Annotated in this window: 26 protein-coding genes; 15 read left to right on the forward strand and 11 right to left on the reverse strand. The window is 68.4% G+C overall.

Annotated elements, in window-relative coordinates; all coding sequences use genetic code 11:
- Positions 1-18 precede the first annotated feature (18 nt).
- The 6 genes from LI336_RS05820 to LI336_RS05845 all read right to left on the reverse strand — a co-directional run bounded on the left by LI336_RS05820 (position 19) and on the right by LI336_RS05845 (position 4,553).
- Positions 19-804 carry a cytochrome b family protein gene (locus LI336_RS05820; protein ID WP_227131799.1) on the reverse strand — a complete coding sequence of 262 codons (786 nt, stop codon included), beginning with the start codon at positions 802-804 and terminating at the stop codon, positions 19-21.
- Between the two features lie 4 nt (positions 805-808).
- On the reverse strand, positions 809-1,603 hold the full coding sequence (locus tag LI336_RS05825; protein ID WP_227131801.1) for a cytochrome b: 795 nt from the start codon (positions 1,601-1,603) through the stop codon (positions 809-811).
- 4 nt (positions 1,604-1,607) lie between these two features.
- Entirely contained in the window at positions 1,608-2,456 is an 849-nt protein-coding gene (locus tag LI336_RS05830) for a ubiquinol-cytochrome c reductase iron-sulfur subunit (RefSeq protein ID WP_227131803.1), read from the reverse strand.
- A gap of 2 nt (positions 2,457-2,458) precedes the next feature.
- On the reverse strand, positions 2,459-2,851 hold the full coding sequence (locus tag LI336_RS05835) for a DUF7318 family protein (protein WP_227131805.1): 393 nt from the start codon (positions 2,849-2,851) through the stop codon (positions 2,459-2,461).
- A gap of 3 nt (positions 2,852-2,854) precedes the next feature.
- Complete coding sequence (locus LI336_RS05840; protein WP_227131807.1) at positions 2,855-3,520, reverse strand: plastocyanin/azurin family copper-binding protein; 666 nt, start codon at positions 3,518-3,520, stop codon at positions 2,855-2,857.
- 61 nt (positions 3,521-3,581) lie between these two features.
- Positions 3,582-4,553 (reverse strand): DUF7319 domain-containing protein, encoded by a 972-nt coding sequence (locus tag LI336_RS05845; protein WP_227131809.1) that lies wholly within the window; start codon positions 4,551-4,553, stop codon positions 3,582-3,584.
- Positions 4,554-4,646: 93 nt separating this feature from the next.
- On the opposite strand from LI336_RS05845, the gene LI336_RS05850 reads away from it, so the two are divergent.
- Entirely contained in the window at positions 4,647-5,129 is a 483-nt protein-coding gene (locus LI336_RS05850) for a DUF7321 family protein (protein ID WP_227131810.1), read from the forward strand.
- 78 nt (positions 5,130-5,207) lie between these two features.
- Here the strand turns inward: LI336_RS05850 and LI336_RS05855 are convergent, their stop codons facing one another.
- Positions 5,208-5,435: a hypothetical protein gene (locus LI336_RS05855; RefSeq protein WP_227131819.1), complete on the reverse strand. Its 228-nt coding sequence runs from the start codon at positions 5,433-5,435 to the stop codon at positions 5,208-5,210.
- Positions 5,436-5,516: 81 nt separating this feature from the next.
- On the reverse strand, positions 5,517-6,200 hold the full coding sequence (gene nth / locus LI336_RS05860; protein WP_227131821.1) for an endonuclease III: 684 nt from the start codon (positions 6,198-6,200) through the stop codon (positions 5,517-5,519).
- A gap of 182 nt (positions 6,201-6,382) precedes the next feature.
- Between nth and LI336_RS05865 the strand changes: the two genes are divergently transcribed.
- The 9 genes from LI336_RS05865 (at position 6,383) to LI336_RS05905 (ending at position 16,598) form a co-directional block, all read left to right on the forward strand.
- Positions 6,383-8,335: a hypothetical protein gene (locus tag LI336_RS05865; protein WP_227131823.1), complete on the forward strand. Its 1,953-nt coding sequence runs from the start codon at positions 6,383-6,385 to the stop codon at positions 8,333-8,335.
- Between the two features lie 77 nt (positions 8,336-8,412).
- Positions 8,413-9,420 (forward strand): phosphomevalonate decarboxylase MvaD, encoded by a 1,008-nt coding sequence (mvaD, locus tag LI336_RS05870; protein WP_227131825.1) that lies wholly within the window; start codon positions 8,413-8,415, stop codon positions 9,418-9,420.
- A gap of 102 nt (positions 9,421-9,522) precedes the next feature.
- Positions 9,523-10,431, forward strand: coding sequence for a rhomboid family intramembrane serine protease (locus LI336_RS05875; RefSeq protein WP_227131827.1), 909 nt, complete (start codon positions 9,523-9,525; stop codon positions 10,429-10,431).
- Positions 10,432-10,462: 31 nt separating this feature from the next.
- Positions 10,463-11,221 carry an endonuclease V gene (locus LI336_RS05880; protein WP_227131829.1) on the forward strand — a complete coding sequence of 253 codons (759 nt, stop codon included), beginning with the start codon at positions 10,463-10,465 and terminating at the stop codon, positions 11,219-11,221.
- A 227-nt stretch (positions 11,222-11,448) separates the two neighbouring features.
- Positions 11,449-12,330, forward strand: coding sequence for an SDR family oxidoreductase (locus LI336_RS05885; RefSeq protein ID WP_227131831.1), 882 nt, complete (start codon positions 11,449-11,451; stop codon positions 12,328-12,330).
- Between the two features lie 36 nt (positions 12,331-12,366).
- Positions 12,367-13,812: a glycerate kinase type-2 family protein gene (locus LI336_RS05890; RefSeq protein ID WP_227131833.1), complete on the forward strand. Its 1,446-nt coding sequence runs from the start codon at positions 12,367-12,369 to the stop codon at positions 13,810-13,812.
- An 89-nt stretch (positions 13,813-13,901) separates the two neighbouring features.
- A complete protein-coding gene (locus LI336_RS05895) occupies positions 13,902-14,342 on the forward strand; it encodes a DUF5788 family protein (protein WP_227131835.1) in 441 nt (146 codons plus the stop codon).
- Between the two features lie 18 nt (positions 14,343-14,360).
- Positions 14,361-16,112, forward strand: a complete 1,752-nt coding sequence (gene polX / locus LI336_RS05900) for a DNA polymerase/3'-5' exonuclease PolX (RefSeq protein WP_227131837.1) — start codon at positions 14,361-14,363, stop codon at positions 16,110-16,112.
- A 15-nt stretch (positions 16,113-16,127) separates the two neighbouring features.
- The gene (locus LI336_RS05905) at positions 16,128-16,598 is read left to right on the forward strand and encodes a DUF5615 family PIN-like protein (RefSeq protein ID WP_227131839.1); all 471 of its coding nucleotides are present in this window, start codon (positions 16,128-16,130) and stop codon (positions 16,596-16,598) included.
- A 186-nt stretch (positions 16,599-16,784) separates the two neighbouring features.
- Here LI336_RS05905 and LI336_RS05910 read toward each other — a convergent pair whose 3' ends face one another.
- Entirely contained in the window at positions 16,785-17,813 is a 1,029-nt protein-coding gene (locus tag LI336_RS05910; RefSeq protein WP_227131840.1) for a cell division protein CdpA domain-containing protein, read from the reverse strand.
- A gap of 194 nt (positions 17,814-18,007) precedes the next feature.
- Here LI336_RS05910 and LI336_RS05915 point away from each other — a divergent pair, with 194 nt between their 5' ends.
- From LI336_RS05915 to LI336_RS05925, 3 genes are all read left to right on the forward strand, one after another.
- Entirely contained in the window at positions 18,008-18,292 is a 285-nt protein-coding gene (locus LI336_RS05915; RefSeq protein ID WP_227131842.1) for a DUF5789 family protein, read from the forward strand.
- Positions 18,293-18,370: 78 nt separating this feature from the next.
- Complete coding sequence (locus tag LI336_RS05920) at positions 18,371-19,078, forward strand: CPBP family glutamic-type intramembrane protease (RefSeq protein ID WP_227131844.1); 708 nt, start codon at positions 18,371-18,373, stop codon at positions 19,076-19,078.
- A gap of 99 nt (positions 19,079-19,177) precedes the next feature.
- Positions 19,178-19,642: a DUF302 domain-containing protein gene (locus LI336_RS05925; RefSeq protein ID WP_227131846.1), complete on the forward strand. Its 465-nt coding sequence runs from the start codon at positions 19,178-19,180 to the stop codon at positions 19,640-19,642.
- 17 nt (positions 19,643-19,659) lie between these two features.
- On the opposite strand, the gene LI336_RS05930 is transcribed toward LI336_RS05925, so the two are convergent.
- Positions 19,660-19,869, reverse strand: coding sequence for a hypothetical protein (locus tag LI336_RS05930; RefSeq protein ID WP_227131848.1), 210 nt, complete (start codon positions 19,867-19,869; stop codon positions 19,660-19,662).
- Between the two features lie 91 nt (positions 19,870-19,960).
- Positions 19,961-21,241 (reverse strand): DNA repair protein NreA, encoded by a 1,281-nt coding sequence (gene nreA, locus LI336_RS05935; protein WP_227131850.1) that lies wholly within the window; start codon positions 21,239-21,241, stop codon positions 19,961-19,963.
- A 152-nt stretch (positions 21,242-21,393) separates the two neighbouring features.
- On the opposite strand from nreA, the gene LI336_RS05940 reads away from it, so the two are divergent.
- Both LI336_RS05940 and LI336_RS05945 read left to right on the forward strand, forming a co-directional pair.
- Positions 21,394-22,473 (forward strand): glycosyltransferase family 4 protein, encoded by a 1,080-nt coding sequence (locus LI336_RS05940; RefSeq protein ID WP_227131852.1) that lies wholly within the window; start codon positions 21,394-21,396, stop codon positions 22,471-22,473.
- 206 nt (positions 22,474-22,679) lie between these two features.
- Positions 22,680-23,063 carry a DUF7518 family protein gene (locus LI336_RS05945; RefSeq protein ID WP_227131854.1) on the forward strand — a complete coding sequence of 128 codons (384 nt, stop codon included), beginning with the start codon at positions 22,680-22,682 and terminating at the stop codon, positions 23,061-23,063.
- The last annotated feature ends 28 nt before the right edge of the window (positions 23,064-23,091 follow it).

A 23,091-nucleotide genomic window follows, 5' to 3' on the forward strand; every position in this document is an offset into this window, starting at 1 on the left:
AAGAACGTGTGTCAGCAGTTACTTCGGCGGCCGCAGCCGGTAGTACCGACGGTTCAGGTCGTACATGTAGCCCTCCTGCATCGACCGCAGCAGCGCGTACGAGATCGTTCCCGCGACGAACGGCAGCAGGAACGTCACGTCCAGCAGGAGATTCGACCCGATCGGGAGCAGGTTCTTGATGGAGAGCATGCTGATCGTGAACGCGAACACGACGCCGAACACGCCGACAGCCGCCCAGAACGGCTGCTCGACGGGACGGCGCGCACTCCCCTTGTTCAGGAACGGCACGATGGCGACGAACCCGACGACGACGAGGTTCGCGACCACGCCGTACGTCCGGTCCGCCATCAGCTTCGCGCCCTCCGCCGCCGTCTCCCCACCGAGGATGGAGAGCTCGGGGTTCAGCGGGCCGAGCTTCAACAGGCCGAACGACCAGTACAGGTACCAGTCCGGGAGGATGATCGCCGGCGTACTACTCGGGTTCGCCGGCGGCCCGATGTGCGGCGGGAGCGTCGCCGACAGGAACAGGATCATCCCGACGAAGAAACTCGTCAGGGAGAGGTTCCGGATCATCTCGTGGGGCCACGCCGGGAACGCGAGCACGTCGCGTTCCACGTAATCGGACTCCTGGCGGAGGTCCTGGTCCTCGCGTCGCGCCCGCTCGAAGTACTCGTAGGTCAACCGGGAGAGCCCCTCCGTCCGCTCCTTGCGCTCGCGCCACGTCGGAGTCTCGTCGTCCGGCGCGACGATGCCGGTGCCACTGCCGCCGTCAGCCATGGGTTCCTCGTCGTTGTTGTCTGCCATTGTATTAGTGTGGTTCCGCGATGCCCTGCATCCAGACGATCCCGATGTGGACGGCGATGAGCGTCGTCACGATGAACGGGAGCAGGAACACGTGCAGGATGTACATCCGTTGGAGCGTCGCCTGACTCAACGTGAACCCACCGAACAGGAGCTGGGCGACCCACTCACCCGCGAGTGGTATCGAGAGCGACATCTCCACGCCGATCTGCCCGGCCCAGAACGCGAGCTGGTCCCACGGCAGCAGGTAGCCCGTGTACCCGAACACCATCGTCAGCGAGATGAGGACGATGCCGAGGATCCAGTTGAGCTCGCGGGGTTCCTTGTACGCGCCCGTGAAGTAGACGCGGAGCATGTGCAGGAAGACCGCCGCGACCATGACCTGCGCCGCCCACCGGTGGATGGAGCGGAGCATGAACCCGAAGTTCAGGTCGGTCATGATGAACACGATCTGGTTGTACGCACCCGAGGGGTCGCCGGTCGTCGCCGGCGCGTAGTAGAACCCGAGCAGGGCGCCCGATAACGCGGCGACGACGTACGCTATCGTCGAGAACGACCCCAGCGCGTACAACGGGTACCAGTACCAGAACTTGTTGTCGAGATTGTACTGTTCGGTGTGGCTCTTGGGCATCTGCATGTTGACCTTGTAGTAGAGGTCCTCGAGGAGTTCGAGGTAGTCAACGATGCGGAGACGCCGGTCGAGGTACACGAGGACCATCAGGTAGCCCTTCTCCACGGGCGTCAGGTCTCGCTTCTGTATCCAGCCGCGATGGTCGTGCTCGTCTTTCTTCTCCAGACTCATTGTGTCAGCCCTCCTTCTCCGGCCGCGGCAGTGCCACGAACGACTTCTGCACGATACTGAACGGGTCGTAGACGGACTGGTGGCACTGACAGTAGATCTTGTCCGCTGCACCGAAGTTCGCGGAGCCCGCGATCGACTTGAACCCGGGCACGCAGCAGAAGTGCGTGCACTTGTTCAGCCACGCGACACAGCCCTCGGCCGTGGACGCGTCGATCCACTCGTCCTCCTTCGCGAGGTCGAGGACGTTCTGCGAGCGGATGAGCTGAATCGGCATCGTCTCCGCGGGCTCGAGGTCCTGGGACCGCCACGTCCCGGACGCGGGCTTCCCGTTCGCTCTCGTCCCGAACGACGTGTTCCACTCGCGCCAGGGGTCGCCGAGTTCCTGGAAGTCGTCGATGTGTATCTTGTCGCCGCCCTTGTCGCTATGCCAGTCGTAACCGCTGTCGGAGTACCGGAAGTAGTTGTCCTGGTCCGCTTCCGGGTACACGCCCGAGTACGTCTGCACGCCGCAGTACTGGAACCACGCCGAGGAGTAGTCGACGCCCGACCCCTTGTAGTCCTCGGTGACCGCGGCGTCCGCGCCGTCCTCGTACTCCGGCCACGCGCCCTTCAGGTAGCCTTCGCTGTCTATCTCGACGGGGATCTGCGGCATCCCGCGCGGTGCAGGCCCGTCGGTGTTCTCGACGGCGTAGAACGTCGTCGTCCCACCACCGGCGCCCGTGGGCGCGGTAGCTGTGTTCACGGCGGCGGCGCTCGCTGTCGTGACGCCCGCGAGTGCGGCACCGCCGACGACGCCTTTGACGAACCGCCGACGGTCCGATTCGACCGGATACTTGTCTTCGTCCAATGGCATAGTTATCGCTTGTAGTACGGGTATACTGCCCGTTTCAGTGTCTCGACGGCGTTCTCGGTGTCGAAGCTCTTCGTCCCGTCGACGTCCTCTTCACGGATGTAGAGGTCCTCCCACTTCCGGCGTCGCTTCTTGACGATCATGACGTCCGGGAGGAACTCCTTGCGGTACAGCAGGAGGATGAAGGCCAGGTCGACGAAGATGATCGCGAGGATCGTGCCGAGGTACATGTTCCCGACCGCATCCAGTCCCCAGCCGGCGACGAGCCCGTACGTGAACAGGCCGACGAACACGACCTCGATGACGGTGAGGAGGACGATAGCGACCGCGGCGGCCGTGCTCTCGCGAGCGGGCTCGTACCGGTGTATGTCGCCGTAGTTGCTTCCTTTGGTCGACATGATTTATTTCTTGTTGGGGGCCGCAGTGTGTGCTGATTCGCCGTACTTGAGCGTGTAGAACGTGAAGAGCAGCGAGCTGATGATGGCGAGGATGGTCGCCAGTCCGACGAAGTGCGCCTGGAACGGCACGCCCATGTGTTCGGGGTCCTGCTCCTTCCCACCACCGCCACCGGCGGACACCGAGTCCTGCACGGTGATGGTCGCTTCCATGCCCGCGCCGACGTGGGGCTGACAGAAGTACGCGTACTCGCCGTTGGTCGTGAACGTGTGCGAGTACTCGTACCCGGTGTCGTACGTCTTCGAGTCTCCACCGGGCGTGCCTTCCCACCCGGCGCCGTCGGGTTGACTGTCGACGACGATGTTGTGGTTGTCCGAGTCCCACACGAAGTTCACGGTCGTCCCGTTGGCGATGGTCAGGTCCGCCGGTTCGTACACGAGCGACCCACCGGGGCCGACGACGACCTCTTTGGTCGGGCCGCTCGGCGCACCGCCGCCGGCCGTGGTGTTGTTGGCCGAGCCTGTACCGTTCGGTGCGCCCGTGGTCGTGGTGTTGTTGGGCGCGCCGGAGCGTCCTTGGTCCTCGGCGGCGGCGCCTGCGGACGCCGCGCCGACTGCCGCGGCGGCTCCGGTAACGCCGCTGGCAGTTCTCAGAAAGTCCCGCCTTTTCATATACATCCGTAGGTCAGGATTGGCGTTGCTTAAACCCACCGATGCGGGTGTCTGGCGGGGATTACGTGGCCGGGTTCGAGCTCTCGTCGCCCTCGCGCTCCCCCTCCCCACGACCCGTCATCTCCGGGTCCGTCTCCTCGGCTCGTTCGGCGTCGACGGGTCCGTCGTCGGGGTCGTCCTCGCCGGGCGAGTCGAGCGCGGTCTCGACGGTTCCCTCGTCGTCTTCGGTCGGGAGGAACGCCGGTCGTTCGCCGTCCTCGAGGCCGATGGCTCGGAGGCGTTCGCGGTACTCTTCGGCGCGGAACTTGTCGGAGAGCCGTGCGTTCGCGACGGTGAAGAACAGGACGAACGTGGCGGCGAGGAACAGGAGGCCGAAGACGACCATGAGTCCGCGACCGATCTCGCCGGCACCGGCGGCACCCGGTGCGAACACTGCACCGCCGAGGAGGACGACGCCGGAGAGTCCGAGGACGCCGGCGATAACCTGGAGCATGAAGTTCCCCAGTTCCCCGCTTCCCTCGGGGACCTCCTCTGGGTTCGGGAGGACGGCACCAGCAGGTGGTTCCTCGGGCTCGTAGGAGTCCATCGAGCAGAGCGCGACCGTCGGTTTCACGTCACGGAGGACGGTCCCGAATCCTTCGACGGAGCCGTCGGGTCGCACGAGCGCGTACCCTTCGTCGGAGAACGCGAGCACGGCGTCCTCGCCGTCGACGTCGCGGCGTTCGACGACCGCGAACACGTCCCGGGTGGCGACGCGCCGCTCCAGGTCCACCTGCACGCGCTCGAGGAGTTCGTCGCCGGTGATCCACGTCTCCGCGTCGAACGCGGCGTCCCACTCCTCGGGCGTCATCTCCGCCATGTCTCGCGGCCCGAAGTCCTCGAAGTCGTACTTCTCCTCGACGCGTGCGCGCAGTTCCGCGTCCGACGGCGAATCGTCGGCTGACGCTGGCGCGTCCACGGTCGACTCGGTCGGGTCGTCGCTGTCGCTCCCGGGGTCGGGGTCGTCGGCCGACGTCGGTCGGGAGTCAGTCATCCTCGGACACTTCGGTCCACGGGCGTTTACCCTTTCCGACCGCGGGCGTCCGGGAACGCGTCCTTTAGGACGCCCCGGCCGTTAGGGCCGGGCATGGTCGAAGACGTGGTGGTCGCGACGGTCGTCGCCGCCGTCGTCACTGCCAGCTTCCCGTTCTACGTCTACGGTGCCTGGTACATCATCAACCAGCCGGTCGTGACGTGGGACGTCCTCGTTCATCACCTGAAGTTCGTCGTCACTGGCCTCGCCCTGAACACGGTCCCGGTCGTCTTCTGGATGGCGCCGCGGTTGTTCGACAACCTCAGCAGCCTCACCGCCCTGCACGCGTTCTTCGGCCTGCAAGCGTACGCGATGCTCCTGTTCGGCTTCTGGGGCATCGTCCGCATCTTCCAGGCGAAACGCGGAGCGGACCTCTACGACGACCCCGACCAGGACGTCTCCATCGACGAACTCCACGAGAACATGGGGAAGTGGCGGACGCGCCTGCGCGTCGGCGTGTTCGGGTACGTGTTCTTCTGGATCCTCGCGTACCTCGTCGGCGTCGCGCGGTACGTCAGATGGTACAGTATCCTCTAGCGGCCGCTCGCGGTCCTCTAGCGGCCGTTCGCTCCGGTCCGCGAGAACGACGGTGCGCCGATGGCGCGCGCCTCGTCGTTACTGTTGGCGGTTCGGCATCTCGTCGGGCGCGTTGTCGTGCCGGTTCTGCTCGCGCGCCTCGTCGTTCAGCTTCTCGGTGTTCGTCCGTTCCCCGGGTTCGCGTTCGGCTTCGGCGTCCTCGACGGCGTCGTCGACGTCAGCGAGTTCCTCGGCGGGGACGTTCGTTCGCTCCTCGGGCGAGCGCTCCTCGTGGCGGTCGGCGTCGGTTGCTTCCTCGTTGGTCATACGTGAAGTGCGTTGAGCCACGCGGGTATGCGCCGGGCCAAACCGGCTTGGCCGACGCGACCACGCGGTCGCTGCCTGGCGTCACCAGGCTTCGCCGCTGGCGAGGTCGACGTCGCTGTCGCCCTGTTCGCTCGGGCAGACGTCCGCGATGACGCACGCGTCGCAGTCGGCGCTGCGCGCACCGCAGACGGCGCGGCCGTGGTCGATGAGGAGGTGCGTGAACTGCTGCCATTCGCTCTCGGGGACGACGTCGAGGAGGTCCTGTTCGATGGCCTCGGGGCGCTCCTCGGTCGTCAACCCGAGACGTCTCGAGAGCCGCTGGACGTGCGTGTCGACGACGATCCCTTCGACGACGTCGTGAGCGTGCTGGAGGACGACGTTCGCCGTCTTCCGCCCGACGCCGGGGAGGTCCGTGAGCGCGCTCATCTCGTCGGGGACCTCGCCGTCGTGCTCGGCGAGCAGTTGCTCGCCGATACCCTGCAGGTAGCCGGCCTTGTTGTTGTGGAACGTGATGCCGTAGATGGCGTCCGCGAGTTCGTCCTGGGTCGCGTTCGCGTAGTCTTCGGGCGTCCGGTACGTCTCGAAGAGTTCGCTCGTGACCTCGTTCACGCGTTCGTCCGTGCATTGCGCGGAGAGGACGACCGCGACGAGGAGTTCCAGTCGCGACCCGTAGTTCAGCGATATCGTCGAGTCGGGATACTCCTCGTGGAGGCGTTCGACGACGGTCTCGGCTTGCGCGCGGCGTGAGTCGCGTGGCGTACCCATGGTGGTGTCGTTGGATACCCGACGGTTAGCCGTTCGGGTTTCGGTGAATCACCCGACATGGGCCGTTACGGTACCGTATGAACTGCCTAAGGCGCGTAACCAACCCGCCGAATTAAGTGTTAGTGGAAGTATGTTTCTGCTACGCCCAGTCCCGTGTCCCGGGGGGGCCACATGGGGGAATCATGAACACGCACGCCGACACCAGTAGCGAGAGCACCGTCTCTATCACCGATTCGGGGCTACCGACGTTCGAACTCGCCGTCCAGTCCGACACGACCGACGTCGCGACGGTCGTCGTCGAAACGCAACTCCCGGACGCCATCGACCCTGGCACCGTCGCAGTCGACGCCGACGACTGCACCGTGTACGCGAACGGCGACGTCAGGTGGCGCTCGACCCTCGAACCGGAGGACCGTGCCAGCGTCACGCTCGGCGTCCCGGTCACCGACCCGGAGACCATCGACGAGCTCGTCGACGCCCCAGTCCACGTCGTCCCCGCCGAGGACGCCGACCCGCCAGTCGTCGACGACGAACCCGTCGACCCAGTGGACGCGACCACGTTCGACGCGGCCGAACCGACTGACCGCGTTCCGGAGGTCGTGTACGAGCGCGTACACGAGCACACCATCGGTAGCGAATCGACGCCCGGTGCCGAACCGACCCCCGACGCCACGTCGGACGACGCATCCACCGCCGCGCAGGAGGACGAGACCGCGTCGAACGCGGTCGTCTCGGCGCCAGCGGTAGAGCCAGCGCGCGCCGACGAAGCTGCTACCGGAGTCGAACCCTCCGAGCGTGCACACGCCAACGCGGAGAGGGCTACCGAGCACGCCGACTCCGAGACTACCGAGCACGCCGACTCCGAGATGATCGACGATGGGCAGGAGTGGACGGGCGACGCGTTCGAGAACGCGCTCCGCGTTCACGACGACCGGTCGCGCGCCGACGAGGCAGCCTACCACTTCCAGGTCGCGTTCACCGAGGACGCCAGCACCGACTGCGCGATCGAGGTCCTCGAAGGGTTACTGAACGGAACGACCGTCTACAGCGCGAGTCCGACGCTCCCCGACCTCGAATCGGGCGCGAACCCCGACGAGCTCGCGGTCACGATATCGAGCGCGCTCGACGAGGACGACATCGTCGGTGCACTCCAGGAACTGCAGGGAGTGACCGTCGAGACCTTCGAGCACGTGGACGTCGACGGCGTCCCCGCGGAGAGCATCGACTCGAACGCCGACCAGCAGTTCCAGTTGCTCGACGAGGCACTCGACCCGGCGGAGTACGACGAGTTCGCCGCGGAGGTCGACGCGCTCGAGGAAGGGACGGTGGACTTCGGTTCGGAGCCGGTCTCCTTCGACGAACTCGTCGAGAACCCCGACAGCGCATGGGAGTTCGCCGACGACGAGACCGGTGACCCGACCGACGAGAGTACGACCGCCGACGAGACCACTACCACGACCGGCGAGAGTACGACCGCCGACGCGTCTCGCGTCGCCGAACAGTTACTCGACGAACTCGAGTCGGGTGGCGTCACGGAGCGAGAGCGCGTCGAACTCCGCCGACGCCTGGGGATCGACCCGCGAACGAGCACGGAGGCACGCATCGACCACCTCCAGACTCGCGTCGAGAAACTCACGGCGTACACGGACGCCCTCGAGGCGTTCCTCGACGAGAACGGGACCGCACGCGACGTGCTCGAGGACCTTCAGGCCGACGTCGGGTCGCTCCACGAACGCAGCGTCGCCGCGGCGGAGGACCGCGACGAGCTCCGAGCCGACGTCGACGACGTCGAGGCGAAGACCGGCGACATCGAGGCGAAGACCGACGACATCGAAGCGAAGACCGATGCCTTCGAGGAGGCGTTCGAGGCGGTCGACGCACGCGTCGAGACGATCGAATCCGAGCAAGCGGCCGAACGGGAGCGAGTCGACGGCCTCGCGTCCGCCGTGCGCTCGAACAGCGACGACATCGACCACCTCGCCGCGGACGTCCGCGAGGACGTCGACGAACTCGCCGACGCCGTCGACGACCTGACCGCGACCGTCGAATCCATCGACGAACGACTCGCCACCCTCAGCGAGACCGTCGAGCAGAACGCTCGCGTTCGCGAGAAACTCGAATCGCTCACGTCCTGACACACCGACTCCGTCACCGAACCCCATGGAATCCTGCCGCCGTGGGTTTTAAGCGCGCGGTCGTCTCCCGTAGTGGTATGAAAGCTACCGCGATGGCTCACCCGATCCAGGGCCTCGTCAAGTATCACGGGATGCGTGACGACATCGAACGACTCCCCTACCACGACTCTATCAGCGTCTGCACGGCACCGAGCCACACGAAGACGACCGTCGAGTTCTCGATGGATTACGACGAAGACCAGTACGTCGTCGACGGCGAGGAACTCGACGGGTCCGCGTTCGACCGCGTCGAACGCGTCGTCGAGAAGGCCCGGTCGATGAGTGACGCCGCGCACACCGTCTACCCCGTCCGACTCGAGAGCGAGAACTCGTTCCCGTCGAACGTCGGCCTCGGGTCCTCGGCGTCCGGATTCGCCGCCGCGGCGCGCGCGCTCGCCGAAGCCGCGGAACTGGACGCTACACTCGAGGACATCTCGACAATCGCGCGCGTCGGTTCCGCGAGCGCCGCGCGCGCCGTCACCGGCGGATTCTCGTACCTGAACGCCGGCATGAACGACCAGGACTGTCGAAGTCACCGCATCCCCACCGACCTCGAGAGCGAACTGAAGATCGTCGTCGCGCTCGTCCCCGCGTACAAGGAGACCGACGACGCACACACGGAGGCCGAACGCAGCCACATGTTCGGCGACCGGATGGCGCACGTCGTCGAACAACTCCAGGACTGCAAGGACGCCCTGCACGAAGACGACCTGGAGCGCGTCGGCGACATCGCAGAACACGACTCGCTGAGTCTCGCTGCGACGACGATGACCGGCCCCGAAGGCTGGGTGTACTGGAAGCCCGCGACGCTCTCCGTGTTCGACAAGGTCCGAGACCTCCGCGAGAACGGGTACGAGGACGACGACGACGTGAACTCCGTCCCCGTGTGGTTCTCGACGGACACCGGCGCGTCAGTGTACGTGAACACGACCGCCGAACACGTCGAGCGCGTGAAAGAAGCCGTCGCCGAGACGGGCGTTCGAACGACCATCTGGGAGGTCGGCGGGCCCGCGAAGCTCCTGGACGACGACGAAGCGCTCTTCTAGCCGTCGTCGACCACCGCGGTCCCGACGGTCGCGGTCGCCGTCCCCCGCTGGCGGTGACGGACACCCAAAGCCCCTTGACCCGTCCTCCCGTAGCCGCCGCCAATGGCGACATGCGACGAGTGCGGCAAGCAAGAGAACATGCCGTACACGTGCTCGCACTGCGGGAGCACGTACTGCGGCGAACATCGCTTGCCGGAGAAGCACGACTGTCCGGGGTTGACGGAGTGGAACGACCCGAAGGGCGTGTTCGACAGCGGGTTCGACGACTCGGTCGGGTCCGAGAGCAGCGGGCGGTCGTTCTCGCTGTTCGGGCCGGGTGGCGCGTTGTCGTACTTCCGCGGGAACATGACGTACGTGTTCCTCGCGTTGATGTTCGTGACGTGGTTGACGCAGTGGCTCGTGTTGAACTTCGTGGGCAGGCAGGCGTACCTGGACGTGTTCATCCTGTCTTCGGACAACCCACTGTACGTCTGGACGTGGGTGACGTCGATATTCGCGCACGCACCACCGCCGAGCCTCGGACACATCGCGGGGAACGCCATCGTGATATTCTTCTTCGGCCGGCTGGTCGAGGACATCATCGGCTCGCGTGACTTCACGCTGCTGTTCCTCGGAACGGGGATGCTGGCGGGCCTCAGTCAGATCGGGCTGGCGATGGCGATGAATCCGGGCATCCCCTCGGGCGTGCTCGGGGCCAGTGGCGCGGCGCTGGCGATCCTGGGCGTCCTCACCATCCTGGCGCCGGACCTGAAGGTGTACATCTACTTCATCCTCCCCGTCCCGATCTGGGCGATCACGATCTTCTACGCGCTGATCTCCTCGCTCGCGATCATCGGTGGCGGTATCGGTGCGGGCGGGACCGCACAGGCGGCTCACCTGGTTGGTCTCGCGATCGGGCTCGCGTACGGGAAGTACATCGAGGGTGACGTTCGGCGTCCGCAGAGCCTCGGGTTCGGTGGCGGCCGCGGGCCCGGTGGTCCCGGTGGCCCCGGTGGTCGCCGTCGGTTCTGATGGCGGTCGAGCTCGTCGGTGGTCGATACTGATGGACGTCGTTCGCCCGGAGTTCCTGCCGGACGCGTCCGCGTCGCGCGAAGCGATGGAGTCGCTACAGCGCGAGGTGGCCGGGGCGGCGTCGTTCGCGGACGAGTTCGCGTTCGACGCGGCGCGCGTCGGGCGGCCGGAGGGCCCGCTGGTCGCGGGCGTCGACCAGGCGTTCCTCGACGACCGCGCGGTGTCCGCGGTCGTGGTCCGCCGCGGTGACGAGGTCGTCGAGCGCTCGTACGCGGTGACGCCACTGGAGATACCCTATATTCCGGGTCTGCTGTCGTTCCGCGAGGGCGGCCCCATCGTGGACGCGCTGCGTGGCCTGAACTCGGACCCGGACCTCGTGCTGTTCGACGGGAGTGGCCGCATCCACTATCGGGAGGCGGGCCTGGCGACGCACATGGGCGTGGTGTTCGACGTTCCAGCGATCGGTGTGGCGAAGAACCTGCTCTGTGGGTCGTCCGAACGCGACGTGGACGGCCTCGCCGAGGGCGAGCGCGTGCCGGTGTTAGCGGACGGCGACGTGACCGCGCCCGACGGCGAGGTGATCGGGTACGCGGTTCAGTCTCGCCAGTACGACTCCGGCCAGCAGTCGATCAACCCGCTCTGGGTGAGTCCCGGGCATCGCGTCTCGGCGACGACGGTGGCGGACGTGGTGCTCGCGACGACCGCGGGCTACAAGCTCCCGGAGCCGACGCGACTGGCGGACGCGTACGCCGACGACGCCAAGCGCGAGGTCGAACGCGGCGAGGAGTGACTGCGGAGCGCGGTCGACGCTGTGGCTGCTGGCTGTTCTGGGGCTGGCAGGCGACCCGTGGCCGTCGTGCGCGTCGGCGGGTCGCGCTCCCGCCTGGACCGACGCGCGTCGTGTCAGTCGTGACGCCGACCCTGGCTGCGTTCCCGTATTTGAACCGTCGGGTCCGGACGAGGCGTCTCGTTCGTGGACCGGTGACACTTACGTACCCGCCGGGCGAAGCCGGGGACATGACTGACGCGGACGAGTCGGCGGTCGCGGTCGACGACGAGGATGGGGAGACACGACACAAGGACGTCTGCCTCGTGACGGGAGCGTCGTCTGGTATCGGGCAGGCGACGGCGCTCGCGTTCCTCGCGGAGGACTGGGTGGTGTACGCGACGGCGCGGGATACCGACGACGTGACCGAACTGGCCGACGCCGGGTGTCGGACCGCCGAGTTGGACGTGACCGACGGCGAGCAGGTCGACGAGGTCGTCGAGCGCGTCGTCGACGAGCAGGGTCGCATCGATTGCGTGGTGAACAACGCGGGGTTCGCGCAGTTCGGGCCGCTCGAGGACGTGTCGACCGAGGCGGTCGAACGCCAGTTCGAGGTGAACGCGTTCGGACCGCATCGTCTCGTTCGCGCGGCGCTCCCGCACATGCGCGAGGCCGGGGATGGGACGGTCGTGAACGTGTCGAGCGTCGTCGGCGAGCTCTCGATACCGGGGTCGGGGGCGTACGCGGCGTCGAAGGCGGCCGTGGAGTCGATGAGTGACGCGCTCCGCGCGGAGGTCGAGGAGTTCGGCGTGGACGTGGTGGTGGTTGCGCCGGGGCCGGTCGAGTCGTCGTTCTACGACCGCGCGGACGAGGAACTCGACGCGACGGCGCGGTCGGGCGCGTACGACGACATCTACGAGCTGTACGACGACGCGGCGTCGATGGGCGGGTTCGGGCCGGCCTCTATCTCGCCCGCGATGGTCGGGGACGCGATCGTGAACGCGGCGAGCGCGACGGATCCGGCGCCGCGGTATCCAGTCGGGCCGATAGCGAAGTACTCGGGGCTCGCGCGGTTCGTTCCGAAGCGCGTGCGTGACCGGTTGTTCGCGCTGGCGCGGCGGTTGTTCGCGTGAGTCGTGTTCGACGTTCTCGCTGAGTCCGCCGAGGGTGTGGGCGACGACAGTCGCGAGTCGGGGGTGGTCGAGGCGGCGGTGGCGTGTCTGGCTGCGGGCGTGGAGCGCGCGGACCCGTGGCGGGCGACGCGCGAGGCGGTCTCGGTCGACGACGATGCGCTCGTGGTTCGTGGGGAGCGGTACGCGCTCGCGGACGTCGACCGCGTCGTCGTCGTCGGTGCGGGGAAGGGCTGCGACCGGGTCGCGTCGGCGCTCGTGGACGCGCTCGACGGTCGGGTCGACGACGGGCTGGTGGTCGTGGACGAGCCGGCTACGGGGCTCGCGTTGGGGCCGGTGTCGGTGCGCGTCGGCGACCATCCGGTGCCGAGCGAGCGCGGCGTGGCGGCGGCGCGTGACCTCCGGGACCTGGTCGGGGACGCCGACGAGCGGACGCTCGTGCTCGTGGCGATGACTGGTGGGGCGTCGGCGTTGGTCGCCGCGCCCGTCGAGTCGGTCGGGCTGGACGCGCTCCAGGTGGTGACGAGCGCCCTGCTCGACGCGGGCGCAGCCATCGACGAGGTGAACGCGGTCCGGAAGCACGTCTCGACGGTGAAGGGCGGTCGGTTGGCGGTCGCGGCGGCGCCGGCGCGGGTGCTGACGGTTGCGGTCTCGGACGTCGTCGGCGACGACCCGGCGGTCATCGGGAGCGGGCCGACGGCACCGGACGCGTCGACGTTCGCGGACGCGCTCGCCGTCCTCGACCGGTACGGCGTCGACGCGCCCGCGGTGCGCTCGCACCTCGAAGCGGGCGTCGCCGGCGGCGGGTGGGGTGGCGTCGCGGAGACGCCCGATGCGGACGACGATGCGTTCTCCGGCACTGGTTTGGACGGTGCGCCCTACCACGTGGTCGCGTCGGCGCGAACGGCGGTCGCGGGCGCGACGGCGGCGGCCGCGTCCCGCGGGTTCGAGCCGACCGTGTTGTCGACGACGATGACCGGCGAGGCCAGCGAGTGCGGGCGGTTCCACGCCGCGGTCGGCCGCGAGGCCGCGGCCGCCGGCCACCCGGTCGAGGCGCCCGTCGTCCTCGTGTCGGCGGGCGAGACGACCGTGACGGTGTCCGGCGACGGCGAGGGTGGCCCGAACCAGGAGTTCGTCCTCGGTGCCGCGCTCGACCTCGCCGACGGGCCTCGTCTCCCCGACGGCGTCGACGTGGCGGTCGCCGCGGTCGACACCGATGGCCGGGACGGGAGCACTGACGACGCCGGTGCGGTACTCGCGGCCGACGCGCTCGCGGACGCGGAACTGCGCGACGGCGCGCGTGCTGCGCTCGCTCGGAACGACGCGAGCGGGTTCCTCGAGCGATTCGAGCGCGAGCGGTCGGGCGGCCCGGGTGCGTCCGCGTCGAGCGATGCGGCCGCGGCGTCCCCGGGTGGACGCCTCAGGTCGGGGTCGACGGGGACGAACGTGAACGACCTCCGCGTCGTCGTCGTCGACGACCGGTAGGCCGCCGGGGCGTCGCTCGCCGTCGCCGCGCGGATGGACTCCCGCCGGGGACCCGCAGCGTTTTGCCGATGGCGGCCGGAGCGTCGACCGTGAAGTCGTACGAGCGCAAGCAGCTCCTGGAGCGCATCGAGCGCGAGAGCGCGACCGTCGGTGCCGACATCCCCGAGACGATTACGGTCCAGGGGGAGCCGTTCGAGCTCCAGTCGTTCGTGTTCGAGATGAAGCGCGTCGACGGCGTCGCGCCCGAGGACCGCGAGCGCGTGCAGGAGGCGAAGCGGAACCTGCGGCGCGAACGCCTCCAGCGCAAGCAACGCCTCGAGGACGACCCCGACCTGTCGTTCGAGGACGGCGAGGCGCTCGTCGGCGCGATAATCGGCCTGGATCGCGCGTTGAACGCACTGGAGAACCTCGGGCCGACGGACCTGGAGCGCGAAGCGCAGGCGCAGGCGGCGGCCGACCGGAAGCGCTGGATGAACTTCCTCCAGCAGGCGCTCGGTCACGACGAGGACGGCCCGCGAACCGGGCTCTGATCGACGGAGACACCTACGATGGCACTCAAGCACGACGTCGCCGACGAACTGGAAGCGTACGCGAACCTCCTGGAGATGGACGGCGTGGAGTACAAGCCGAACGTCTACCGGCGCGCGGTCGAGAGCCTCCGCGAGTACCCGGGGTCGCTCGAAGCGCTCGCCGAGGACGGCGAGGACGCGCTGCAGGCGCTCGACGACGTGGGCGACGCGATCTCCGCGAAGATCGTGGAGTACCACGAGACGGGCGTCATCGAGGAGCTCGAAGCGATGCGCGAGCGCTATCCCGTGGACCTCGACGCGTTGCTGCGCGTGGAGGGCGTCGGCCCGAAGACCATCGGGACGCTCTACGAGGAACTCGGCGTGACGGACCTCGACGAACTGGAGGCGGCCGCCGAGGACGAGCGCATCCAGGACGTGAAGGGGTTCGGGGCGAAGACCGAGTCGAACATCCTGGAGGCCATCCCGTTCGCGCGCCAGGCCGGCGAGCGCGAGTTGCTCGGCGAGGCGCGGCCGGTCGCGGAGCGCGTTCGCGCGTTCGTGAGCGAGCACGACGCGGTCGAGAGCGCGGCGGTCGCGGGGTCGACGCGCCGGTGGCGTGCGACCATCGGCGACGTGGACGTGCTCGCGGCGAGCGACGACGGCCAGGCGGTCGTGGACGCGTTCGCCGCGTGGGAGCCCGCTGACGCGGTCATCGAGGCCGGCGAGCAGAAGGCGTCGGTGCGCTTCGACGGGATGCGTATCGACCTGCGCGTGGTCGTCCCCGGCGAGTTCGGGAGTGCCCTCCAGTACTTCACGGGGAGCAAGGACCACAACGTGACGCTCCGGAACTACGCCATCGAGCAGGGCGTGAAGCTCAACGAGTACGGCGCGTTCGACGTCAGCGACGTCGACGACGCCGACGACGGCCAGCGCGTCGGGGAACGCATCGGTGGCGACACCGAGGAGTCGATGTACGCGGCACTCGACCTCCCGCTCGTCCCGCCGGAGCTCCGCGAGGGCCGCGGCGAGGTCCAGGCCGCCATCGACGACGCGCTCCCGGACCTCCTCGTCGAGGCGGACGTCCGCGGGGACCTCCACAATCACACGGAGGCGAGCGACGGCGCGAACTCGGTCCGCGAGATGGTCGAGGGCGCGAAGGCGTTCGGCCACGAGTACGTCGCCATCACCGACCACGCGACCGGGCCCGGCGTCGTCGGTGGGATGGGCGTGCCGGACGACGAACTCCTCGACCTCGCCGACGAGGTCGAAGCGGTGAACGACGACGTCGACGGCATCACGGCGTTCTCGGGCGTGGAGGCGAACGTCGACGACGACGGCAGCATCTCGGTCGACGACGACGTCCTCGCGGAGCTCGACGTCGTGGTCGCGTCGCCCCATAGCTCGCTCGACCAACCAGGGGACGCGGCGACGGAGCGCCTCTGTACGGCGATGGAACATCCGAGCGTGGACGTCCTCGGACACCCGACGGGACGGCTCCTGAACCAGCGCGAGGGATTGGACGTCGACGCGAACCGCCTCGCCGACGTCGCGGTTCGCGAGGGCGTCGCGCTCGAGGTGAACGCGAACCCGAGCCGCCTCGACCTCTCCGGGAGCGCCGTCAAGGCCGCAGTCGACGCGGGCGCGACCATCTCCATCAACACGGACTCGCATCGCCCCGAGACGTACGGGAACGTGACCTACGGCGTCCACACCGCCCGCAGAGGGTGGGCGGAACCCGACGACGTCCTGAACGCGTACGACGAGGACGCGCTCCGCGAGTTCCTGCACTGACTCGAGGTCGGAATCGTGACGCGAATCCTCCTGGACGCGATGTGCGGCGGGCTCCGCGCGTACCTCCGCCTGTGCGGGCACGACGCCGCGTACGCGCTCGACCGCGGCGCCGAGGCGGACGACGCCATCGCAGCCCTGGCTCGCGACGAGGACCGCGTCGTCGTCACCCGCGACCGCGACCTCGCAGCCGCGACCGACGGAGTCCTCCTCCGCGAACGCGACTCGCTCGACCAGCTACGCGAACTCGCCGCCGCCGGCATCTCGCTCGAACCGACCGACGACCCCGAGCGCTGCGGGCGCTGCAACGGCCAGCTCGACCGCGTCCCCGCCGACGACGCGACGCCCGACTACGCACCCGACCCCGCCGACGAGGACGTCTGGCGGTGTCGCGACTGCGAGCAGTGCTTCTGGAAGGGTAGTCACCACGAACGGATGGTTCAGACGCTCTCGGTCGTGCGCCGGAACGAGAACGCCGCGGGCTCGTGAGAGCGGTGTACGTGGTGGACCCCTCACCAGAACACGATCGTTCGTCCGCCGAGCGAAGCGAGGCGGTTCACCGACGGCGAGGCCATTGGCCGACCCGTCGGCCTTTTTCACCCATGTCTTTGCCGGGAGCGGTGTCCGCAGCGACCGACGCGAGCGAGGACACCCCAGCGGGAAGAAGATGGTCGTTCAGTTGTTCGGCTGCCAGGCGTCGCAGGCTTCCATGTCGTCCATCTGCTCGTCGTGGTACCCGCAGTACGGCTGGATGCCCTGGTTCGTCTGGACGTAGTCGAAGTGCTCGCAGTTCCCGCAGTAGCGGTCGGCGTGGTTCGTCGACGCGGGCTCGGCCGGTTCGTCCTCGAGGACCTCCGCGTCGTAGCCGTCGCCCGCGTGGTCGTCGAGCGGCGAGGAGATGTCCTGCGTGGTCGCGCCACCGTCGCTCGCCGCGGCCGGATGTGCGCCTGCGGTCCCGCCGTCGCCGGCGCCAGCGCGCTTCGAGCGCCGCGCCTGCCGCTGGCTCGGTCGGTCGCCGGGCCCGCTGGCCTTCGAGTTCGAGGTCGTCGACGCGGACGAGGACGCGGACGGGTCCGCGGTCTGCGTCTCCACGTTCCCGTCCGGTTGGCGGCCGAGCATCCCGACGCCGCTCCCGAGGTCCGCCGCCGACGTCTCGCCCTCGCGGACCGCCTGCGCGGTCTCCTCGTCGACCTCGACGACGCGCGTCTCGCCCTCCTGCGTGATGCGGAGTTCGATGGTGCCGCCCGGGTCGTTCCGCGTCTTGAAGTTCACGATGGCCGTGAACAGCGTCCAGATGCTCGTGAACGCGCCGAAGACGTAGACTGCGGCGACGACGAGCGTCAGGTCCGTGCTCGCGGTCGAGGTCACCCAGTACGTCGGGTACGCGTACCAGAACAGTGCAACGCCGAGCACGCAGATGCTCGCGCCGATGGCCGCCGCACCCCGGACGCGGTCGCTCGCCGGCAGCACCGTGAACACGCCGAGGAGGACGGCGGGGAACCCGACGCCGCCGAGGACGCCAGCTATCTTGCGCGCGCCGAGAACGTCGATACCGACCGTCGCGAGGACGTTCGTCCCGCCGGCGACCACGCCCGCGAGCGTCAGGACGACGCCGACGACGAACAGGCCGGTCCCGGCGTACAGTCGGCGGACGCTCCCCACCTCTCCGACGTTGTCCTCGTAGACGTCCGCGAGACTCGTCATGCGTCCACTTTGGAGCGCCTCCGACAAAAGGATGCGTCAGACAACCGGCAGCCGTCAGCCCCGAGCGCGCCTCGCGCTCGCCAGCTCGCCACCCGACGCCAGCCTCGTGCTCGTCCGCTGCCCGCCCGACGAGCGCCCGGCGAGCGCTCGATTGAAGCGAAAGGTTGAATCGCGGCGCTCGCAAAGCGCCGAGCATGGCAGACGACGAGGAAGCGGAAGACGAGCCCGCCGTCGAACTCGGTTCGGGTGCGTCCGTCGAGGGCGCCCCGGTCGCACGCGTCGCGTCGCGACTCAAGTACCCCCAGCAGAAGAGTCGCATCCTCGAACTCGAGGGCGACAGCGAGATCCGGACGCCCGAGGGCCCGCGGACGCTCGCGGACGTCCTCGAGGAGGACGACACGACGTACTTCGACACGCGCCAGTCGTTCGTCGACGCCGTCCAGGGCGTCGTCGGCGACGGCCCGGTCGCGACCGAGTGAGTCCAGGGCCGTGGTCCGGGCGACGACGCCGGTAGCCACGACCGCGACCGCGGACACCACCGGGTGTGACTCGCATCGATGAGCACGCGCACCGCCGACCTCCTGGGTCGCGTCCGCGACGGCTGGCGGGACCTGTCCTGGACCGCGAAGTCCCTCCTCTGGGGGTTCGTCCTCACCGTCCTCTGGATGCGGTTCTCGCCCGCGGGACTGGACCGGCGCATCGTCGTGGACGGCCTCATCTTCTTCGTCGGCCCGATGGCGCTGGCGGTGACGCACGGCCGCGACATCGGGTACCGCGTCGACCGTCGCGCGATACGGAACGCCGTCCTCCTCGCGTTGTTCGTCCTCCCGTTCTACCTCGTCGGGTCCTCGCTCCCGTCGATACGGGAGTTCTACCCGATGTGGGGGACCGCCGCGGAACTTCGGGACCCGGCCGCGTTCGCGACCCACGCGGTCAAGCAGTTCGCGCTCGTGCTCGCCGTGGAGACGTACTACCGCGGGTTGCTCTGCGTCGGCGTCGGCGAACGCTTCGGTATCAAGGCCGCGTTCATCAGTCCGGTCGTGTACGCGATCCATCACGCGTCGAAACCACCCATCGAGATCATGCTCTCCGGGCCGACTGACGTCCTGTTCGGCGCGGTCGACTACAAGTCGAACTCGCTGCTCCCGAGCGTCGTCGCGCATGGCGCCGGCCTCGTCTTCCTCGACTGGCTCGTCATCCACGACCCCATCATCCCGACGGCGACCGTCCTCGAGTGGCTGCGGTGGCTCCCCATCCCCGTCTGAGCGCTCGTCGGGCACGGGCGCGGGGACGGCCGGCGGTTGCGCGACCGTCGCGCCCAACGCGGCGTACGCTTTTCAGCGCCGAGCGCCGAATGGAGAGTGATGACACTCCCAATCGACCCCGAGCAGATCAGTGAGAGCGACATCGGCACGAAGCGCGCGGTCCTCGAGATGGACCACGACGCCGCCGTCGAGCACGTCCGCGAGGCGTTCGTCGACGCCGGGTTCGGCGTCGCGACCGAGTTCTCGCCGAGCGAGATGCTGAACGAGAAGGTGGACGCGGGCCGGGACCCGTACTACGTCCTCGGTGCGTGCAATCCCGCAGTCGCCGACAAGGCGCTCTCCGTGACGAAAGACATGGGTGGCCTGTTCCCGTGCAACGTCGTCGTCTGGCAGGACGAGCCCGGCGTTCAGCACGTCTACCACGTCTCCATCATGAAGATCGCACGCCTCGTCGGTATCGCGCCGGACGACGACGAGTGGCAGGCCATCATCGACGAGACCGGCGAATACGTCGAGGCGGCGATGGCGAACCTCGACGGCGACGTCCTCGCGGTCGACGACTGACGTCGACGTCGCCGCCGCTAGTTCTCGTCTTCGAACTCCTGGACGCGTTCCCGTAGCGCCTCGACCTCGCGTTCGAGTTCGTTCACGCGACTCGGGTCGGGGAGGTCGAGCAACCGTCGGACGAGCACGTACCCGATCACGGCGAGGACGAGCAGCGGGAGGAGGATGAGCGCGATGATCATGACCTCTGGCGCACCCGGAACCTGGAGCGGGAGGGCGGCTAACATGTCTAGTCAGTATGCGGTCAGCCGGCAAGAATAATCCGGTGGGGCTCACGGGTCGAGAATCGCAGCGGGTGCGTCCGCGTCGCTCGCGTGGTCACGTCCAGTCGGCGAGCGAGGACTGGAGGCCGGAGACCATGCTGGACTTCCGGCGGAGGCGGTTCGTCGACACCGGGAGGTGCGGTTCGATGGCGCGGACGGCGGTCGCGAAGTCCTCCGCTTCCCCGGGTTCGTCGTCGAACGCGTTCCGAACCGACTCCCGTACTTGCCAGACGCCGACGGGCGCCCAGTAGTCGTCGCTGACCTCCCTGAGGACGAGGCACTTCGCCTGTCGGCCGCGCTCTGCGAGGTGTTCGAGGACGCCGAGTCGACTCGCGTAGTACGCGCCCGCGGTCTCGTCGACGTACCCGCTCCGGCCCTCGAACCCCTCGCTCGCCGCACCCATCCAGACCTCGCCCTGGCCCTGATTCCAGATGCTCCCCGGCGCCTTCATCTCCACGAGCTCGAACTCCCACTTCCCGGGTGCGAGCACGACCCAGTAGCGGTTCCCCATGAACTCGTTCTCGTGTACCTCCACCTGGTCGATGCTCTGCGTCCCTCGTAACTGCCCGCGGAGGAACTGCCCGACGGTGTCGTCGACCGCCGTGATCGACCACCTGGTGGGGACGAGCCGCCGGTTCTCGCCGCGGCCGAGCGCACCCGCCGAGAGGATGTTGTTGATCTCGTAGACGTCGAACCCCCTGCGGTAGAGGTACGTCATCGCCCCCTCGGCCTGCCAGTCGTCGTCCTCCAGCGTCTTCTTCACGGGCCGCGGGACGTAGGGGTTCTCCGCGAGTTCCGCACGGTTCGCTCGCGCTCGCGGCCCACGCGGTGCACTGATCTCGCCGCCGGAGAGGTCGAGCTCCGGCGTCCCGTCCAGACCGATCTCGACGTCGACGGGGTCGCCCGCGATGGCGACCTCGCGCTGGGTCCCTAGGAACCCGTTCCACGCGTCGTGCACGCTCTCGGACCCCGAGAGCGACCCCGCGTCGCGGACGTCGGCACGCCGGTTCGAATTCAGGAGGGAACTCCGCCGCTGGACGACGTCGTCGATACCGACCGCGCCGTACCACGACGCGTCCGTCACCAGACTCTCGGGGTCCACGTCACCCGCCACTGGGGACAGCAACCCCGTGGAGACGTCCGGGTACCCCGACCGGCCGACGAACACCGACGGCGACGTCGACCCGAACAGGTCCCCGCCCTGCACCGACTCCTCGAACGCCCGCTCGAAGTCCTCCAGGTACTCCGTCACCTCGTAGGACTTCTCCTTCGCGAGCCGCCGACGCCGCGCGTCCTCGTCGGGCTCCAACCCGTCGATGTAGTCGTCGAGCCGCATCTATCGCCCGTTCGTCGTCGTCGGCAATCAACTTGACCCCTCGTCGGCGCCTTTCGCTCGGCTCGGACCTTCGCTCGGCTCGGGCCGGTCGCCGCCGGGTTGGAGTGATGCAAGCCGATTCGTTTATATTCCGTCCTGTGTCGCTTGTGGGTATGCGCGTCGTGTTCGTCGCGTTGGAGACCGCTTTTCATCGTGGGTCGGAGGCGAACTCGCGGGTTCGGGGCGTCGCGGAGCGCCTCGCTGCGCGCGGCCACGACGTCGTCGTGCTCTGCGGGAAGTGGTGGACGAGCGCGGACGAGACGTGGACGGAGAACGACGTGACGTACGAGGCGGTGGTCGAGGACGTGGACGCGGAGCGGTCGTTCCGGTGGGCGCTCACGACCCGCATCCCGCGTCGGAGTCCGGACGTCGTGCACGCCGCGGGAACTCCCGCGAGTCAGGTGCCGGCCGCGAAGAAGGGTGCGCGGATGGCGCGCGCACCGCTCGTGACCGAGTGGTACGGTGACGTCGAGTACGGGCGGACCGAACGGAAGGCGCTCTCGAAGCCCGACCGCGTCCTCGTTCCCTCGGCGCTCGTGGAGACCGAGGTCCGCGAGCACGCCGACCTCGCCGACGACGCGGTCGAGGTCGTCCCGAACAGCGTGGACGTCGACCGCATCCGCGCGACCGACCCGACTCGCGCCGGTGACGTGGTGTACGCGCGCCGGCTCGACGAGGGCGCGAACCTGGAGTCGCTCCTGCTCGCGCTCGCGGAACTCCGGCAGACGGATTGGACCGCGACCGTCGTCGGCGACGGCCCCGAGCGAGCGGCGTACGAACGGCAGGCCGAGGATCTCCGCATCGACGACCGCATCACGTGGCTCGGCGAGTGCACGCGCGACGAACGAATCTCGGTCTATCGTGGGGCGCACGTGTTCGCGCAGACCGCCAACGAGTGCCTGTTCCCGACCGAGTTCCTGTGGGCGCTCGCCAGCGGCTGCGTCGGCATCGTCGAGTACCACGCGAACTCGAGCGCGCACGAGCTCGTCGAGCACTACCTGAAGCCGGGCGGTGACCGCGACCGGGCGTTCCGGACGACGAGCGAGCAGGAGCTCGCGGACGCCATCCGCGAGGCCGCGAACCTGGACCGGCTCGATTACGACCCGGCGTTCGACGAGTACGACCACGACGCCGTCCTCGAATCCTACCTCCAGTGTTACCGCGAAGAGGTCGAGGCCGCCGGCCTGTTCTGACCGGCGGGGTCACGGCCGTGAGCGGGCCGCCGGAGCCGACACCGAACACGGGCTTATAAATCAACGTCCGAGTGGTGTCGTATCGTGTCTCGTTACTGGCCAGGAACTCGTGGCTCGCGCCACCAGGCGACCATCCACCACGAAGTTACAGAAATACTATGTTTGTCTTGCGTACCATTAAGAGACTCCGCCCGCGCGTACTGTGTATGCCAACGAACCGGGTTGAGGAACTCGAGGCCACCGTGGCCGAGCTCGAGTCCACCGTCCGCGGCCTCACCGAGGAACTCGTAGAGACCAAAGAGCGCGTGCGCATCCTCGAAGCCGAACTCGACGCCGACCCCCAGACCGTCGTCGAGGACGCCGACCCGAACGTCGACCTCGGCGCCGACGAGAGCCCCGCGCAGACCACCGCCCGCGGGGACATCCCCGAGAGCGAAGCGACCGACACCGAGATCGTCACGCCCGAAGCCGGCCAGGAGGACGTCGCCGAAGCGACGAAGGAAGCAGTCGAAGGAGACAAGCCCACCGAGGGCGAAGCGGGCGACGATTCGGACGATTCCGACGTCGGCGACGACATCATCGTCGCCTGACGTCGGCGTCCCCGCGGTGGATTCGGAC

The organism is Halorubellus salinus (genome assembly GCF_020567525.1).
GTDB lineage: Archaea > Halobacteriota > Halobacteria > Halobacteriales > Natrialbaceae > Halorubellus > Halorubellus salinus.

What these genes read in the sequence shown, in the direction of transcription:
- LI336_RS05820 (WP_227131799.1), bottom strand. Translation starts at nt 804, where the DNA reads ATGGCAGACAACAACGACGAGGAACCCATGGCTGACGGCGGCAGTGGC.
- LI336_RS05825 (WP_227131801.1), bottom strand. Translation starts at nt 1,603, where the DNA reads ATGAGTCTGGAGAAGAAAGACGAGCACGACCATCGCGGCTGGATACAG.
- LI336_RS05830 (WP_227131803.1), bottom strand. Translation starts at nt 2,456, where the DNA reads ATGCCATTGGACGAAGACAAGTATCCGGTCGAATCGGACCGTCGGCGG.
- LI336_RS05835 (WP_227131805.1), bottom strand. Translation starts at nt 2,851, where the DNA reads ATGTCGACCAAAGGAAGCAACTACGGCGACATACACCGGTACGAGCCC.
- LI336_RS05840 (WP_227131807.1), bottom strand. Translation starts at nt 3,520, where the DNA reads ATGAAAAGGCGGGACTTTCTGAGAACTGCCAGCGGCGTTACCGGAGCC.
- LI336_RS05845 (WP_227131809.1), bottom strand. Translation starts at nt 4,553, where the DNA reads ATGACTGACTCCCGACCGACGTCGGCCGACGACCCCGACCCCGGGAGC.
- LI336_RS05850 (WP_227131810.1), top strand. Translation starts at nt 4,647, where the DNA reads ATGGTCGAAGACGTGGTGGTCGCGACGGTCGTCGCCGCCGTCGTCACT.
- LI336_RS05855 (WP_227131819.1), bottom strand. Translation starts at nt 5,435, where the DNA reads ATGACCAACGAGGAAGCAACCGACGCCGACCGCCACGAGGAGCGCTCG.
- nth (WP_227131821.1), bottom strand. Translation starts at nt 6,200, where the DNA reads ATGGGTACGCCACGCGACTCACGCCGCGCGCAAGCCGAGACCGTCGTC.
- LI336_RS05865 (WP_227131823.1), top strand. Translation starts at nt 6,383, where the DNA reads ATGAACACGCACGCCGACACCAGTAGCGAGAGCACCGTCTCTATCACC.
- mvaD (WP_227131825.1), top strand. Translation starts at nt 8,413, where the DNA reads ATGAAAGCTACCGCGATGGCTCACCCGATCCAGGGCCTCGTCAAGTAT.
- LI336_RS05875 (WP_227131827.1), top strand. Translation starts at nt 9,523, where the DNA reads ATGGCGACATGCGACGAGTGCGGCAAGCAAGAGAACATGCCGTACACG.
- LI336_RS05880 (WP_227131829.1), top strand. Translation starts at nt 10,463, where the DNA reads ATGGACGTCGTTCGCCCGGAGTTCCTGCCGGACGCGTCCGCGTCGCGC.
- LI336_RS05885 (WP_227131831.1), top strand. Translation starts at nt 11,449, where the DNA reads ATGACTGACGCGGACGAGTCGGCGGTCGCGGTCGACGACGAGGATGGG.
- polX (WP_227131837.1), top strand. Translation starts at nt 14,361, where the DNA reads ATGGCACTCAAGCACGACGTCGCCGACGAACTGGAAGCGTACGCGAAC.
- LI336_RS05910 (WP_227131840.1), bottom strand. Translation starts at nt 17,813, where the DNA reads ATGACGAGTCTCGCGGACGTCTACGAGGACAACGTCGGAGAGGTGGGG.
- LI336_RS05915 (WP_227131842.1), top strand. Translation starts at nt 18,008, where the DNA reads ATGGCAGACGACGAGGAAGCGGAAGACGAGCCCGCCGTCGAACTCGGT.
- LI336_RS05920 (WP_227131844.1), top strand. Translation starts at nt 18,371, where the DNA reads ATGAGCACGCGCACCGCCGACCTCCTGGGTCGCGTCCGCGACGGCTGG.
- LI336_RS05925 (WP_227131846.1), top strand. Translation starts at nt 19,178, where the DNA reads ATGACACTCCCAATCGACCCCGAGCAGATCAGTGAGAGCGACATCGGC.
- LI336_RS05930 (WP_227131848.1), bottom strand. Translation starts at nt 19,869, where the DNA reads ATGTTAGCCGCCCTCCCGCTCCAGGTTCCGGGTGCGCCAGAGGTCATG.
- nreA (WP_227131850.1), bottom strand. Translation starts at nt 21,241, where the DNA reads ATGCGGCTCGACGACTACATCGACGGGTTGGAGCCCGACGAGGACGCG.
- LI336_RS05940 (WP_227131852.1), top strand. Translation starts at nt 21,394, where the DNA reads ATGCGCGTCGTGTTCGTCGCGTTGGAGACCGCTTTTCATCGTGGGTCG.
- LI336_RS05945 (WP_227131854.1), top strand. Translation starts at nt 22,680, where the DNA reads ATGCCAACGAACCGGGTTGAGGAACTCGAGGCCACCGTGGCCGAGCTC.